15 protein-coding genes are annotated in these 13,024 nt (G+C 75.2%); 11 read left to right on the top strand and 4 right to left on the bottom strand.

What is annotated here, in order from left to right; genetic code table 11:
• Positions 1-91: 91 nt before the first annotated feature.
• Positions 92-784: a FadR/GntR family transcriptional regulator gene (locus ACZ7MY_RS25920; protein WP_499605227.1), complete on the bottom strand. Its 693-nt coding sequence runs from the start codon at positions 782-784 to the stop codon at positions 92-94.
• A 196-nt stretch (positions 785-980) separates the two neighbouring features.
• On the opposite strand from ACZ7MY_RS25920, the gene ACZ7MY_RS25915 reads away from it, so the two are divergent.
• The 5 genes from ACZ7MY_RS25915 (at position 981) to ACZ7MY_RS25895 (ending at position 6,081) form a co-directional block, all read left to right on the top strand.
• On the top strand, positions 981-1,574 hold the full coding sequence (locus ACZ7MY_RS25915) for a hypothetical protein (RefSeq protein WP_499605225.1): 594 nt from the start codon (positions 981-983) through the stop codon (positions 1,572-1,574).
• A gap of 2 nt (positions 1,575-1,576) precedes the next feature.
• The gene (locus tag ACZ7MY_RS25910; RefSeq protein ID WP_499605223.1) at positions 1,577-2,302 is read left to right on the top strand and encodes a DUF5987 family protein; all 726 of its coding nucleotides are present in this window, start codon (positions 1,577-1,579) and stop codon (positions 2,300-2,302) included.
• Positions 2,299-3,948 (top strand): FAD-dependent oxidoreductase, encoded by a 1,650-nt coding sequence (locus ACZ7MY_RS25905; protein ID WP_499605221.1) that lies wholly within the window; start codon positions 2,299-2,301, stop codon positions 3,946-3,948. The genes ACZ7MY_RS25910 and ACZ7MY_RS25905 overlap by 4 nt, the downstream gene beginning before the upstream one ends.
• A 33-nt stretch (positions 3,949-3,981) precedes the next feature.
• Positions 3,982-4,929, top strand: coding sequence for a MerR family transcriptional regulator (locus ACZ7MY_RS25900; protein WP_499605219.1), 948 nt, complete (start codon positions 3,982-3,984; stop codon positions 4,927-4,929).
• A gap of 174 nt (positions 4,930-5,103) precedes the next feature.
• The gene (locus tag ACZ7MY_RS25895) at positions 5,104-6,081 is read left to right on the top strand and encodes an ABC transporter permease (RefSeq protein WP_499605217.1); all 978 of its coding nucleotides are present in this window, start codon (positions 5,104-5,106) and stop codon (positions 6,079-6,081) included.
• Between the two features lie 244 nt (positions 6,082-6,325).
• Here the strand turns inward: ACZ7MY_RS25895 and ACZ7MY_RS25890 are convergent, their stop codons facing one another.
• The gene (locus tag ACZ7MY_RS25890; protein ID WP_499605215.1) at positions 6,326-7,120 is read right to left on the bottom strand and encodes an SDR family NAD(P)-dependent oxidoreductase; all 795 of its coding nucleotides are present in this window, start codon (positions 7,118-7,120) and stop codon (positions 6,326-6,328) included.
• A gap of 55 nt (positions 7,121-7,175) precedes the next feature.
• On the opposite strand from ACZ7MY_RS25890, the gene ACZ7MY_RS25885 reads away from it, so the two are divergent.
• The gene (locus tag ACZ7MY_RS25885) at positions 7,176-8,582 is read left to right on the top strand and encodes an amidase (RefSeq protein WP_499605213.1); all 1,407 of its coding nucleotides are present in this window, start codon (positions 7,176-7,178) and stop codon (positions 8,580-8,582) included.
• A gap of 5 nt (positions 8,583-8,587) precedes the next feature.
• Positions 8,588-9,157 carry a TetR/AcrR family transcriptional regulator gene (locus ACZ7MY_RS25880; RefSeq protein WP_499605211.1) on the top strand — a complete coding sequence of 190 codons (570 nt, stop codon included), beginning with the start codon at positions 8,588-8,590 and terminating at the stop codon, positions 9,155-9,157.
• 242 nt (positions 9,158-9,399) lie between these two features.
• Here ACZ7MY_RS25880 and ACZ7MY_RS25875 read toward each other — a convergent pair whose 3' ends face one another.
• Positions 9,400-9,960, bottom strand: coding sequence for an ester cyclase (locus ACZ7MY_RS25875; protein WP_499605210.1), 561 nt, complete (start codon positions 9,958-9,960; stop codon positions 9,400-9,402).
• A 131-nt stretch (positions 9,961-10,091) separates the two neighbouring features.
• Between ACZ7MY_RS25875 and ACZ7MY_RS25870 the strand changes: the two genes are divergently transcribed.
• The 4 genes from ACZ7MY_RS25870 (at position 10,092) to ACZ7MY_RS25855 (ending at position 12,113) form a co-directional block, all read left to right on the top strand.
• The gene (locus tag ACZ7MY_RS25870) at positions 10,092-10,706 is read left to right on the top strand and encodes a TetR/AcrR family transcriptional regulator (protein ID WP_499605208.1); all 615 of its coding nucleotides are present in this window, start codon (positions 10,092-10,094) and stop codon (positions 10,704-10,706) included.
• A 148-nt stretch (positions 10,707-10,854) separates the two neighbouring features.
• Positions 10,855-11,124, top strand: a complete 270-nt coding sequence (locus tag ACZ7MY_RS25865; RefSeq protein WP_499605207.1) for a hypothetical protein — start codon at positions 10,855-10,857, stop codon at positions 11,122-11,124.
• Between the two features lie 215 nt (positions 11,125-11,339).
• Positions 11,340-11,486 carry a hypothetical protein gene (locus ACZ7MY_RS25860; RefSeq protein ID WP_499605205.1) on the top strand — a complete coding sequence of 49 codons (147 nt, stop codon included), beginning with the start codon at positions 11,340-11,342 and terminating at the stop codon, positions 11,484-11,486.
• A 48-nt stretch (positions 11,487-11,534) separates the two neighbouring features.
• A complete protein-coding gene (locus ACZ7MY_RS25855; RefSeq protein WP_499605204.1) occupies positions 11,535-12,113 on the top strand; it encodes a chloramphenicol phosphotransferase CPT family protein in 579 nt (192 codons plus the stop codon).
• Here the strand turns inward: ACZ7MY_RS25855 and ACZ7MY_RS25850 are convergent.
• Positions 12,103-12,945 carry a helix-turn-helix transcriptional regulator gene (locus ACZ7MY_RS25850; protein ID WP_499605202.1) on the bottom strand — a complete coding sequence of 281 codons (843 nt, stop codon included), beginning with the start codon at positions 12,943-12,945 and terminating at the stop codon, positions 12,103-12,105. The two genes, ACZ7MY_RS25855 and ACZ7MY_RS25850, sit on opposite strands and share 11 nt — an antisense overlap.
• Positions 12,946-13,024: the final 79 nt, after the last annotated feature.

The raw sequence follows: 13,024 nt of genomic DNA, 5'->3' as shown, positions 1-13,024 counted from the left end.
CCGGCCCGCCGCCCCCGAGCCCCGCCCGGCCCGCGCGGACCGGGGGCGTCGCCGGTGCCGCGACCTGCGAGCGGTCCGGCGGGCGGTGGGCTCAGGGCGCCTCCAGTGCCTCCAGCATGATGCGCTGCGTCTCGGCGAGGTACGCGCCGGCCGCCGTGCGGGCCGCGACCGCGTCGCCGTCGGCGACCGCCGTGACGAGGGGCTCCAGGCGGGCGGCCGCCTCGCCCGGGTCGCGGAAGGGCGCGACGAGGCGGGCGCGCAGCGGCAGGTAGGCGGCGAACAGGGTGTTGGTCAGCAGCACGTAGACGCGGTTGCCGGTGGCCTGGGCGAGGGCGCGGTGGACCTCGGCGTCGGCCAGCTGGACGGCGTCGGGCCCGCCGGCCGCGGCGACGGCCTCCAGGAGGGTGCGCAGCCGGGCCCGTTGCGGGGCGGTGGCCGCGGCGGCCGCGCGCTCGGCGATCAAGGCGCCCACGCCGGCCCGGACCTCGAAGATGTCCGCCAGCCACCCGGGGTTGTGCCGGACGAGCATGGGCAGCAGATCCGCGCCGCCGAGGCGCAGGAAGTCGCGGACGCGGGTGCCGACGCCGTGGCGGGTCTCCAGGAGCCCGGCCTGGGTGAGCCGGCCGAAGGCGTGCTTCACCGTCGTGCGGGTGACGCCGTAGCCCTCGGCCAGGCGCTGTTCGGGCGGCAGCAGGCTGCCGGCGGGGTGGGTGCCGCCCAGGATGTCCTCCTGCAGGCGGCGTTCCAGTACGTCGACGATGGTCTCGCGGGGCAGTGGCTCCACCGTGGTCGTCCCCTCTCGTGCGGTCCGGCCCAAGCCCACCCGGCGACGGGGCGGCGCGTCAACACACTCAGGCAGTGGATGAGCCACTCATTCAATGAGTCTGTGTGCAACCTCTTGCCCTGACGTCACGTCAGCGGCATCCTGCGTGGTGCCCAGGCCCCGTACGCCCCGTCCCCACGACCGCCGGAGCCCGCCCATGTCCCGCTTCCGCCGTCCCTCACGCCTGCTCACGTCCGCCGTGGCCGCCCTGCTCGCCGCGACCGCGGCCACCGCCGCCGCCACGCCGGCCTCCGCGAACGCCCCCGAGCCGTACACCGAGCCGCCGTTCTCCGCCGCCTGCGACTGGCACGCCTACGGGGAGGGCGAGACGCCCGACCCCTGGCTTTGGCTGTCCGACCCGGTGTGCGTGGAGTACTCCAAGCGCGACATCACCCTCGACAACGGCGGCGCCGTCCGCTTCCTGCTCGCCGAACCGGCCCGCTTCGCCCTCGCACTGCCCGTGTGCCGCTACTACCAGCGCGACCACTGGAGCGTGCAGTCCACCACCGGCGCGGTCCCGTACGTCTCCTGGGACGGCCGCTACTGGTTCGACAAGCGGGGCCGCCGGGCGGCGATGCTCCTGACGAACCTCAAGGTCGGCGGGGTCACCGCGGGCATCGGCGACCTGGTGGCCGCGCTGCGCCCGCACCTGCCCGAACTCGCCGACGTCCTCGAGGCCTACGGCGACGAGGCGGGCGAGACCGGCCTGTCCGTCACGCTGCCCTTCAGCCTGCTCTGCGCGGGACGGTGACGATGCCCCCCACCCCGAGCCCCTCCGGCACCCCGGACGCCGCCACCCCGGACGCCGCCACCCCGGACGCCGTCACCCCCGGCATCGACCGGCGCGTCCTGCTGCGCGGCCTGGCCGCCGCCGTCGCCGCGCTGCCCACGCTGGGCACGGCCGCGGCACCGCCCGCCGCGGCCGCCGCGCTCGGTTCCTGGCCGGTCTCCACCCTGGAGGCCTTCGCCGACACCCTCGTACCGGGGGAGCGGCGTTCGTCCTCCGACCGCGCCGTCGCCGGTGCGGCCCCCGGGCCGGGCGCCGTACAGGCCGGCGCGATCGCCCTCCTCACCTCGCCCGACCTCCCGCTGGGCCCGCTCCTGCCGGGCATCGCGGTACTGCTGGACGCCCGCGCCACCGCCTACGCGGTCAGCCGGCTCATCCTGCTCCCCGTCGACCGCCCGCCCTTCGTCGGCCTCTCCTTCGACCACCGCACGAACCTGGTCGCCGGGCTCTTCCAGGCGGACGACCTCGACCGCCCCGTCTGGCAACTGCTGGCCTTCCTCGTCGGCCTGGCCTTCGACACCGCGGCCCACCGCCACACCGCGCAGGCCCTCGCCGAAGGTCACCCCGGCCTGGTCTGGACGGGCTTCCCGCCGCCCGGCGCCGACGGTCTGTGGCGCTTCCCGTCCCACTCCTACGGCACGGCCCTCGCCGAGCCGCACCCGGCCACCACCCCCTCCGGGAGCCCCGCATGAGCCCCCAGACCACCGATGTCCTCGTGATCGGCAGTGGTTTCGGCGGCGCGATACCCGCCTACCACCTCGCCGCCGCGGGTGCCCGCGTCACCGTCCTCGAACGCGGACCGCGCCTGGCCACCGAGGACTTCACCCACGACCTCAACCTGGGCGCCTACCCCCGCATCGTCGACGTGATCAAGGGCGACGGCGTCTCGGTCGTCGCCGGCAACTGCGTGGGCGGCGGCAGCGTCGTCTACTTCGCCGCGTCACTGCGCGCGCCCTCCTTCGTCTTCGGCCGGCGCGACGCGGCCGGACGGCGGCTGTGGCCCGTCTCCCTCAGCCGCACCGCCCTCGACCCCTGGTACGAGCAGGTCGAGCAGGCGCTGCCGGTGACGAAGCTCGACTGGCCCGACGTCTCCTACGCGGGCGGTGTGCTGGCCGCCGCCTGCGACCGCGCCGGACACACCTGCAACCCGGTGCCCGTCGCCGTCGACCGGGCCCGCTGCACCGACTGCAACTGGATGCTCTCGGGCTGCCGCTTCGGCGCCAAACGCTCCATGCTGCTCAACTACCTCCCCGCCGCCGAGGCCCACGGCGCGGAGATCCGACCGCTGCACGAGGTCCAGCTGATCCGCCCCTCCACGGTCCCCGGCTACCGCTACGCCGTCGACCACACCACCGTCGACCCGGACGACTACACCTGCCCGACCGGCGTGGGCACCCTCCACACCAAGGTCCTGGTGCTGGCCGCGGGCGCCGTCGGCACCCCGGTCCTGCTGCAGCGCTCGGCACTCGCCCTCGGCGGAGTCCCGCCGGCCGTCGGCGGCTACTTCTCCGGCAACGGAGACCGGGTCAGCGTCGCGGAGATGGACGAGGGCAAGGTCCGCTCCCTGCTGGGGCTGTCGCGCAGCGCGACCGTGGCGTACGAGGCGCTGCACATCGGGATGCCGATCACCGCGGCGTCCTTCGACCGCCTCGACGCGAGCGCCCCGCAGTTCTCCCGCTTCACCCTCCAGCAGATCTACTTCCCGGCCGTCACCAACACCCTCGCCCAGACCGCCGGGCAGCGCTGGTCGGGCGTCGCCAAGAAGCAGATGCGAGCCCGCTGGCGCTCCTGGCTCACCGTGCTCGCCATGACCGAGGACGAGGCCGAGGGCAGCTTCGGCGTGCCGCCCCTCACCGGCAGTTTCACCCGGCTGGCCAACGGGCTGGGCCTGGGCAGCATGCGGTTCGCGCCGACGGCCGGCACCCGGCGCGGCTGGGCCGAGGCCGACGCCCACACCCGGGCGGTGCTGGAACGGGACGGCCTCGCCACCGTCCGTCCGTGGAGCGAGGACGTCGCGGGCACGGTGACCGCCCACCCCCTGGCCTCCTGCCGGCTCGGCGACGACGCCGCGATCTCCGCGCTGACCGATCTCAACGAGCTGCGCGGCCACCCCGGCCTGTTCGTGACGGACGGTTCCGCCGTCCCCACCTCCCTCACCGTCAACCCCTCGCTGACCATCGCGGCGCTCGCCGAACGGGCCTGCCCCGCCATCGCCGCCCGCTGCGCCCAGTACGGCGTCGCGGTGCGCTACGCGCCGAGCGACCCGCTCACCGGCGCGGCCGGCCGGGGCGAGGTCGCCGAGGCGGCACGGGCCGTCGCCGGCCGCGCGGGGGCTTGAGTCTCCCTCAGGGGGAGACGGAAGAGTGGGGGCGTGAACGGCGACGCGCACCACTCGATCGGTGACCTGGCCCGGCGTACCGGGCTGACGGTCAAGACCATCCGCTTCTACTCCGACCGGGGGATCGTGACGCCGGCCGGCCGCAGTCCGGCCGGCTACCGACGCTACGACGGTGCGGCCCTGGCCCGGCTGGAACTGGTGCGGACCCTGCGCGACCTGGGACTCGACCTCGCCACGATCCGGCGGGTCGTGGACCGGGAGCTGTCCCTGCCCGAGGCCGCGGCGGCCCACGCCGCGGCCTTGGAGGCACAGATCCGCACCCTGCGGCTGCGGCGCGCGGTGCTGACGGCCGTGGCCCGGCGCGGGTCCACCTCAAAGGAGACGGAACTCATGCACGAACTGGCCAGGCTGTCCGCGCAGGAACGCGGCCGGCTCGTCGACGACTTCCTCGACGCCGTGCTCGGCGCACCCGGCGGCGACCGTGCGGACGCCCCCGCGATCGCGGGCCTGCGCCGCACCCTCACCCCGGTGCTGCCCGACGACCCCCACCCTGACCAGGTCCAGGCCTGGGTGGAGCTGGCCGAACTCTCCCGGGACCCGGGGTTCCGGGCCGTCATGCGCCGGGCGGTCGAGGAGCACGCGGCCGACCGCGCCCGTACCGGGACCGCACTGCCGCGCCGGGACGTCGTCGCCTCGGCCGGCGAACGGGCCGGCGTCGCCGTGGCCGCCGGCGTCGACCCCGCCTCCGACCGGGCGCGTCCGGTCGTGGCGGCCGTCGCCGCGGAGTACGCCGGCCTCCTCGGCGCCGCGGACGGCGCCGAGCTCCGGGGACGGTTGCTGGGCCGGCTGCGGACCGCGTCCGACCCGCGCCGGGAGCGGTACGCCCGGCTCCTCGCGGTGATCAACGGCTGGCCCCCGCCGGTGAGCCGTGGGCCCGCCCTCGACTGGGCCGTGCGGGCCCTCGAGGCCGCCCCGGCCTGACCGTACGCCCCCGCGCCCGGCACGCCGGAGTCCAGGGGGCACGTTCCGTCAGGTCGCGGGGGTGCACCACCGGCAGTAGCTTGGGCGGCGGGTTCGCCCCCGCAGCCCAGGCCGTGCAGCGACGCAGCCCGGGGCGGGGCCCGGCCGTCCGGAGGGCGCGATGAGGGTATGCCGATGACTCACCCCTCCGGGTTGTCCCGTTTCCGGCCGGCCGTGATCATCGTCCTGCTCCTGGCGGTGGGCGCGGGGCTGTTCGCCGGCTCGTACAGCTTCGCCATGGCGCATCCGACACCGCACCACATCCCCATCGGCGTCGTGGACGACTCCCCGCAGCTGCAGAGGTTCGTGGCGGGGATGGACGCGGACCTGAGCACCGAGCTGGTGCAGCGGCGCTTCGCCACGCGCGCGGACGCCGTCGACGCCGTCGACCGCCAGCACGTGTTCGCCGTGGCGCAGACGAAACCCGGGGGCGGCTCGGTCTCGTTCGACCTGGTGCCGGCCGCGGGGGCCTCGGTGGCCCGCGTCCTGGCGGCGGCTGCCCCGACCGCTGCCCAGCAGGCCGGGGTGGGGCTCAGCCTGGGCAACCTCAAGCCCCTGCAGCCCGGCGACCCGCAGGGGCTCGCGATCTTCTACATCACCTTGGCCGCGGTCATCGTGGGCTTCCTCGGCGCGGTGCAGCTGACCGTGCACGCGACGCAGCTGAGACCGCTGGAGCGCTTCCTGACGGTCGTCGTGTACTCCGTGCTCGGCAGCCTCTCGATCGTGGCAACGGTGGACTGGGGCCTGCACGTGCTGCGGCTGCCCTTCCCGGAGTCCTGGGGGATCCTCACCCTCACGATGGTGACCTCGGGGCTGGTGTTCACGGCGTTCTACATGCTGTTCGGCAAGTGGGCCATCCTGCCGACGTGGCTGCTCATGGTGCTGCTGGGCAACCCGTCCTCGGGCGGCGCGGTCTCCTGGCTGCTCCTGCCCCAGCCGCTGGGCGCCGTCGGCCGCTGGCTGCCGCCCGGCGCGTCGGTGAACGCGCAGCACAACGCGATCTACTTCGAGGGCAACCAGTACGCCTTTCCGTACCTGGTGCTCATCGGGTGGGCGGTGGCGGCCGCCGCGGTCGCGTGGACCTTGCGCCGCCGCCGCTACCCGGACATGTGAAGCGCCCGGCCTCGCCGCGGCCGCGGGGCGGGTTTCGTGGGCTGTCGAGCTGTGGTGGCTGCCGCGGGGTGTCGGTGAACGCGCGGCGCGGGGCTGATGTGTTGCGCGGACGACCAGGACGCCGTCCGGAGATGTGGAACCCCTGCCCCGTCCCTGCCCCGGGGCGCCGTCGGTTCGCGCGGCACGTTGCAGGGCGTCGTCCGGGACACGGGGCCCGGGCGCGGGCCGTCCCCAGGACGGCCGCTCAGCGGCGGTGCCGCTGGGCCGTCACGATGTCCCGCGTCGCGCGGTCCGCCGATCCGCTGAGCCGCTGGACGCGGGCGGCGAACCCCGGGAACTGCCCGGCGACGGCGGTGAGCAGGCGCAGCTCGGGCGGGGCCACGTTCACCTCGCCGAGGTTGCGCTCGACGGCCCGCACGACCCCTGACGTGACCTGGCGCGGCGTCACCGTACGGGCCCCGGCGGGCGCCCTGGCGCCGGTGTCGGCGAACATGCCCGCGTCCCTGACGAATCCGGGCTGGACCAGTGACACCCCGACGCCGGTGCCGTGCAGGTCCTCGCGGAAGCCGTGGGCGAAGCCGCGCAGTCCGAACTTGGTCGCGTTGTACAGGGAGGTGGAGCGCGAGGCGGCCTTGCCCGAGAGGGAGCCGATGAGGACGATGTGGCCCCGCCCGGCCGCGACCATGGCCGGCGCCAGCAGCCGTGCGAGCAGGACCGGCGCGCGCAGGTTCACCATCAGGGCGCGGTCGAGCTCGTCGGGGGAGTAGTCCAGCAGTTCGCCGCTGCTCGGCAGGGCGGCGTTCGCCACGAGGACGTCGACGCCGGCGCACTCGGCGGCCAGCCGCTCCACGTCCGCCCGGTCCGCCAGGTCGGCGGGGACGGCCCTGGCGTCCAAGCCCTTCGTCAGGGGTTCGAGGACGTCGGCGCGGCGGCCGCTGAGGGTCAACCGGGCGCCCCTGGCGGCGAGTTCGCGAGCCATGTCCTGGCCGAGCCCACCCGTGGCACCGGTGAGCAGAACGGTTGCACCGGCGATGCGCATCCGTCTAACCTCCCGTCTCGTTCGTTCGAACGAACAATAGGGAGAGGGGGCGGCCGTGTCCACTGCCCGTACCGAGGGCCTGGCGGCACAGGCACGTGCGCTGCGCGAGGGCGATGTCACCGCGGCGGAACTGGTGCGCACGGCGCTCGAACGCGTCGCCGCCACCCAGCCGACCGTCAACGCCTTCCGCCGCGTCCGCGCCGAGGCGGCCCTCGCGGAGGCCGAGGAGGCCGACCGGCGGCTGGAGCGCGGCGAGCGGCTGCCGTTGCTGGGCGTCCCCGTCGCGATCAAGGACGACACGGACCTGGCGGGCGAGCCCACCGCGTTCGGCTGCGCCGGGGACTTCGCGGCCAGGCCGGAGGACGGCGAGGCGGTACGGCGCCTGCGCGCGGCCGGCGCGATCGTCGTCGGCAAGACCAACACCTGCGAGCTGGGGCAGTGGCCGTTCACCGAGGGCCCCGCCTTCGGTGCCACCCGCAACCCGTGGGACCTCGGGCACACGCCCGGCGGATCCTCCGGCGGGGCCGCGGCGGCGGTGGCCGCCGGGGTGGTGGCCGCGGCGCTCGGCTCGGACGGGGCGGGCTCGGTCCGCATCCCCGCGGCGTGGACCCGTCTGGTGGGCATCAAGCCGCAGCGCGGCCGGGTCTCCACGTGGCCGGACGCCGAGTCCTTCCACGGCCTGACCGTCAACGGCCCGCTCGCCCGCACCGTGGGCGACGCGGCGCTGCTGCTGGACGCCGCCGCCGGACAGCACCCGGGCGACCTCCACCGGCCGCCGGGCATAGCGGCGGTCGAGGCGGCCGGACGGGAACCGGGCCGGCTGCGGATCGCGGTGTCCTGGCGGCCCCCGTTCGTCGCCGCCCGCGCCCCGCTCCACCCGGCCGTGCGCCGCGCGGTCGGCGACCTGGCCGACGCGCTCGCCCGGCTCGGTCACGACGTGGAGGAGGCCGAGCCGCGCTACGGCCTGATCGGGCTCAGCTTCCTGCCCCGCGCGTTCGCCGGCATCAGCCAGTGGAGCGAACGCGTACCGGACCGCACGCTCCTCGATCCGCGCACGCTTGCCGCCTCCCGGAACGGGCGCCTGCTCGCCGGGGCCGCCCTGCGCCGGGCCCGCCGTGCGGAGGGCGGCCAGCACCGCCGGATCGGGGAGGTCTTCTCCCGCTTCGACGTGCTCCTCACCCCGGCCACCGCCACCCCGCCCCCGTCCGTCGGCGCCATCGCGGAGCTGTCCGGCCGGCGGACCGACCGGGCGGTGATCGCGGCCTGCCCGTACGCCTGGCCCTGGAACGTGCTCGGCTGGCCCGGCATCAGCGTCCCCGCGGGCTTCTGCGAGGGTCTGCCGGTGGGCGCCCAGCTCCTCGGGCCCGCCCACAGCGAGCCCCTGCTGATCTCGCTCGCGGCGCAACTGGAGGGCGATCAGCGCTGGTACGAGCAGCGGGCCCCCGCCGCGGTGACAGAATGACGGACATGCCCAACCCCGCCGGCACCCGCCAGAACATCATCAGCGCCGTCCTGCGGATCATCGGCCAGGACGGTGTCGCCGCGGTCACCAACCGGCGCATCGCCCAGGAGGCCGGGGTGTCCCTCGGCTCGGTCACCTACCACTTCGCCACGCAGCACGACCTGTTGCGGGAGAGCCTGCTGCACTTCGTGGAGGAGGAGACCGGCCGCTTCACCGAACTGGCCGCCCGGGGCCGGCAGGAGGGCCTGGACGTCAAGGGCGCCGCGGCGCTGGTCGGGCAGGTCGCCGAGGGGACGGGCTTCGACAGCACGCACCTCGCGCCCTTCGAGCTGTACGTCCAGGCCGGCCGCGACCCCGCGCTGCGGGAGGCCGCGGCCGAGTGCTTCGCCGCCTACGACCGCCTCGCCGCGTCCGTCCTGACCGGTCTCGGCGTTCCGGACGCCGAGGAGGCCGCCTCGACGGTGGTGGCCCTGGTCTTCGGCATGCAGATGCGCCGCCTGGCCACCGGCAGCTCCGCCGAGAGCCTGGTCGACGCGCTGCTCCTGCTCGCACGGGGTGCCTCGGGCCCCCGCTGAGCCGGGCCGCTGAGGCCGTCCCGCCGTGCGCCACGGCGGGTCCGGCAGCAGACGACGGGCCGGGGTCGCAGCGGGTTCACCGGGGTCGTGCCGCCCGGCACGGCCTGCCGGATCGCCGGCAGGGCCCGGGCAGCGCCCCGCCCCGGTCCCGCACCCCGCGGGCGGCCTCGCGCAGCACGTACCGGCGCCGGTCCCGCCACCCGTACCGGAGGGCGCCGGCCCGCCGGTACGCACCCGCGGCGTCAGCCGCGCGCCTGCCCGGCCGCCTCGGCGGCCAGCTTCGTGACCTCCTCGGCGGCCCGCTTGGCGCGTCCGGAGACCTTCCAGGCGACCATGCGCATGGCGACGGCCGGCGACGGGGGGAAGACGCCGAGCTGGCCCAGCATCGTCACGTCGTCGCGCAGCGCCTCGTGCCGGACGACCTTGCCGTCGCGGAGGTCGAGCAGGTGCACCTGCTCGAAGTCGACCTCGCGCCCCGTGGGCGGGATCGCCTGGTCGAGGACGCCGTCGCGGAAGCGCACGAACGGGCCGGTGTGCCGTCCCTGCATGCGCAGCCGGATCCAGACCTGGTCGTCGTTGCGGGCGATGCCCAGCACCGGGAAGCGCAGGTCGGCGAAGGCCGAGCGGAGCCACGCGCCGGAGGCGAGCGTGCCCGCCGGGCCGGGTATCGAGCAGGCCGCGGGCGAGACGGCCGCCTCGCGGTTGTGGTTGTCGGGTCCCACGACCTCGGCGGCCAGTGCCGCGTCACCCGTCTCCAGGATCCGGAAGAGCCCCTCGGCCAGGTCCTTGGCGTCCATCGCCATCGTTCCCATCTTTCGCCCGCCCGCCCCGCGGGCCGGTCTCGGCGGACGTGCGGGCCGCGCGTCCGATATTGAGGTTATAGAGGACCGATTGGATAGGTCAAAGCGGCATTGATGTCCCGTAGGATGCCGCCATGTCCACCAAGCGCGCTTACGTCTCCCCGCTCCGAGAACAGGCCGCGGCGCGCACGCGTGCGCTGATCCTCGAACAGGCCGAGCTGCTCTTCGCCGAGCGCGGCTACGGCCGGGTGACCGTCGCCGACATCGCGACGGCGGCCGGGGTCGCGTCGAAGACCGTCTTCGCCAGCGTCGGCAGCAAGTCGGACATCCTGGACCGGATCGTCGACAAGGCCGTCGTCCGCTCCGGATACGAGGAGGCCGTCGCGCGCATCCTGGCCCTGAGGACGCCCGAGGACGTCCTCAAGGCGCTCGCCGGCGGTACCCGGGCGGGCAACGAGAGCCAGTTCAAGGCGCACGAGGCGATTCGCAAGGCATTGCCCGTGCACGAGAACGGCGAGGCGCTGTGGGAAAGGGCGACGGCCGACTACCGGGCGGCGCTGTGCGCGGTGGCGCGGCATTTCCTGGAAGTCGGCGCCGCCGCGCCGCGGTACTCGCCCGAGGAGACCGCCGACCTGCTCTGGCTCTGGTTCGGCCCGACCGGCTGGCGGACGCTGGTGGTGGAGAACGGCTGGTCGTGGGACCGGGCCGAGGAAGTCCTGTACCGCACCGCCGCGTCCGCCCTCGGCTGACCCCGCCGCTTCCCGGTCGCCGCGGAATTCGGCGGGAGGGGCGTGATGAGACGTCATAAAACCGGCCGGGGTGTCACTCGTTAAGGCGATCCGTGGATTGACGGACGTTCACCGGGGAATGCGTTCTTCCGAAAGGGAGTGATTCTTCATGGATTTGAAGATTCGCAGGCTCGTTTTCGGTGCGGGAATGCTGGGCGTGGTGCTGGGCGCCGTGGTCGGGGCGCTCTCGGCGGGCACGCTCTACAGCGTCTTCGTCGGTGCGTTGCTGTGCGCCACGGCCGGTGTCGTCGCGGTCCTCTACTGGGGTGAGCACGGAGGTGCCCGGCGCCGCCGTGTCCGGTGGGCGCAGCGACCCGAGCAGATCCCGCACCCGCGGCGCTTCGGGCGGCTCGACGGCCCCGACGCCTTCCGCTACTGACCCGACGGGGCGTGGCGCCCGGGACCGGTGCGCGCGAGCGCCGGGTTCCCGGGCGCCCCCATACAACGCCCGAAGCGGGGAAGGCGGGCTTTCGACGCCGAAGTGGAGGTGCCCATGTCCCCCGTGTCCGACCGTGTCCACGACCGCCGCCATCCGTACGGCGGCCCCCTCGTCCCGTGCCGGCGAACGCCCCTTCCGCACACGGAGGATCTGCGATGATCGCCGCGTTGGTGCTCGGGCTGCCGGTGTTCCTGCTCGGGCTGATGCTCGTCCTGTCCGCGGTGGAGGACCGGCTCATCGCTCCTCCCCCCACCACCCAGCCGCCGGCGCGCCCCAACGCGCCCGGCACGCAGACGCCGTAGGGCGACCGCACGCCACTGCCGCGGCGGTCCGGCGGCGGAGGAGGCACGTTGCCCGGAGCCGACGCGGCGACCGGCGCCGGTTCCGGTGGCCTCATCGTCTTCCTCAACGGGACGTCCAGTTCCGGGAAGTCGAGCATCGCCGGGGAACTGCTGCTCACCCTGGACGGGACCTGGTTCCACCTGCCCGTGGACGCCTTCCACGCCATGCGGTCCCGTCGCGGGGTGACCGCGCAGGAGCTTCCGGGCGTGCTGCGGCGCACCTGGCGGGGCTTCCACCGGGCGGTCGCGGGCATGGCCGCCGGTGGCAACAACGTCGTGGTCGACCACGTGCTCAGCGAGCCGTGGCGGTTGCGGGACTGCCTGGGCCTGTTCCCGGCCAGGGACGTGGTCCTGGTCGGGGTGCACTGCTCGCTCGCGGAACTGCGGCGGCGGGAGCGGGAGCGCGGCGACCGTCCAGAGGGTCTGGCGGCCCGCCAGTTCGGGCTCGTCCACGCCCACGGCCACTACGACGTCGAGTGCGACACGACCGCTGCCCCGGCGGCGGAATGCGCCCGCCGCATCCTTGACTTCCTGCCCCGCAGGCCCTTCCCGACCGCGTTCGAGCGGCTGGCGGCCGTCAGCCGGTGAGGGCCTGGGTGCCGAGGACGGTGAGCAGCGCCAGGCGGTCGGCGTCCTCGGTGCCGGGCTCCGCGGTGTACACCATGATGCGCAGGTCGCTGCCCGTCACGGTGAGCACGTCGCAGTCGAGGGTCAACGGGCCCACGCGCGGGTGGTCGACGGTCTTGCGGGCCGCCTCGTGCCGGCCGACCGCGCCGGCGTCCCACAACTCGGCGAACCGGTCGCTGTGCGCGCGCAGGTCGGCGACGAGCCGGCGTACCCGCTCGTCGGCCGGGTAGCGGTCGGCGGCCGCGCGGAGGTCGGCGACGAGCGCCGACTCGAAGGCGGGCAGGTACTCCGGGGTGCGCCGGACCCGCCCGGGCTCGCCGACGAAGTGGTTCCAGACCCCGTTGCGCTCGTTGCCGCGCCGGCCGGACGGATCGCCCATCAGCGCCGCGTACGGCGGGTTGGCCACCAGCAGCGTCCAGGAGGCGTCGTAGACGGCGACCGGGGTCCCGGTCAGCCGGTCGAGCAGCCGCTGCACGCTGGGGGTGATGTACGCGGGGACGGCGTCCGGCCCCGGAGGCGCCAGGCCGGCCAGCTGGAACAGGTGCCCGCGCTCGTCGGGGGACAGCCGCAGGGCCCTGGCCAGGGCCTCCACGACCTGGGCGGACGGATGGGAGGCCCGGCCCTGTTCGAGCCGGGTGACGTAGTCGACGGAGATTCCCGCCAACTGGGCCACTTCCTCGCGGCGCAGCCCCGGGGCACGCCGGTGGCCGCCGACCGGCAGCCCCGCGGCCTCGGGCGCCACCCGTTCCCGCCACCGTCGCACCGCCCTGCCGAACTCCGTCGCCGCCGCCATGCCCCCAGTGTGCTGCGCCGGAGACGAGCGTGCCTGGTACCAGGAGGGCCAGGAGGGCCGCCGGTGCCGGATGCGGCGG

The organism is Streptomyces sp. NPDC111520 (genome assembly GCF_055635295.1).
The sequence above is the reverse complement of the archived record's forward strand: the minus strand, read 5'-3'. Positions and strand labels throughout refer to the sequence as shown.

What these genes read in the sequence shown, in the direction of transcription:
- ACZ7MY_RS25915 (WP_499605225.1), top strand. Translation starts at nt 981, where the DNA reads ATGTCCCGCTTCCGCCGTCCCTCACGCCTGCTCACGTCCGCCGTGGCC.
- ACZ7MY_RS25910 (WP_499605223.1), top strand. Translation starts at nt 1,577, where the DNA reads ATGCCCCCCACCCCGAGCCCCTCCGGCACCCCGGACGCCGCCACCCCG.
- ACZ7MY_RS25905 (WP_499605221.1), top strand. Translation starts at nt 2,299, where the DNA reads ATGAGCCCCCAGACCACCGATGTCCTCGTGATCGGCAGTGGTTTCGGC.
- ACZ7MY_RS25895 (WP_499605217.1), top strand. Translation starts at nt 5,104, where the DNA reads ATGACTCACCCCTCCGGGTTGTCCCGTTTCCGGCCGGCCGTGATCATC.
- ACZ7MY_RS25890 (WP_499605215.1), bottom strand. Translation starts at nt 7,120, where the DNA reads ATGCGCATCGCCGGTGCAACCGTTCTGCTCACCGGTGCCACGGGTGGG.
- ACZ7MY_RS25880 (WP_499605211.1), top strand. Translation starts at nt 8,588, where the DNA reads ATGCCCAACCCCGCCGGCACCCGCCAGAACATCATCAGCGCCGTCCTG.
- ACZ7MY_RS25875 (WP_499605210.1), bottom strand. Translation starts at nt 9,960, where the DNA reads ATGGCGATGGACGCCAAGGACCTGGCCGAGGGGCTCTTCCGGATCCTG.
- ACZ7MY_RS25870 (WP_499605208.1), top strand. Translation starts at nt 10,092, where the DNA reads ATGTCCACCAAGCGCGCTTACGTCTCCCCGCTCCGAGAACAGGCCGCG.
- ACZ7MY_RS25865 (WP_499605207.1), top strand. Translation starts at nt 10,855, where the DNA reads ATGGATTTGAAGATTCGCAGGCTCGTTTTCGGTGCGGGAATGCTGGGC.
- ACZ7MY_RS25860 (WP_499605205.1), top strand. Translation starts at nt 11,340, where the DNA reads ATGATCGCCGCGTTGGTGCTCGGGCTGCCGGTGTTCCTGCTCGGGCTG.
- ACZ7MY_RS25850 (WP_499605202.1), bottom strand. Translation starts at nt 12,945, where the DNA reads ATGGCGGCGGCGACGGAGTTCGGCAGGGCGGTGCGACGGTGGCGGGAA.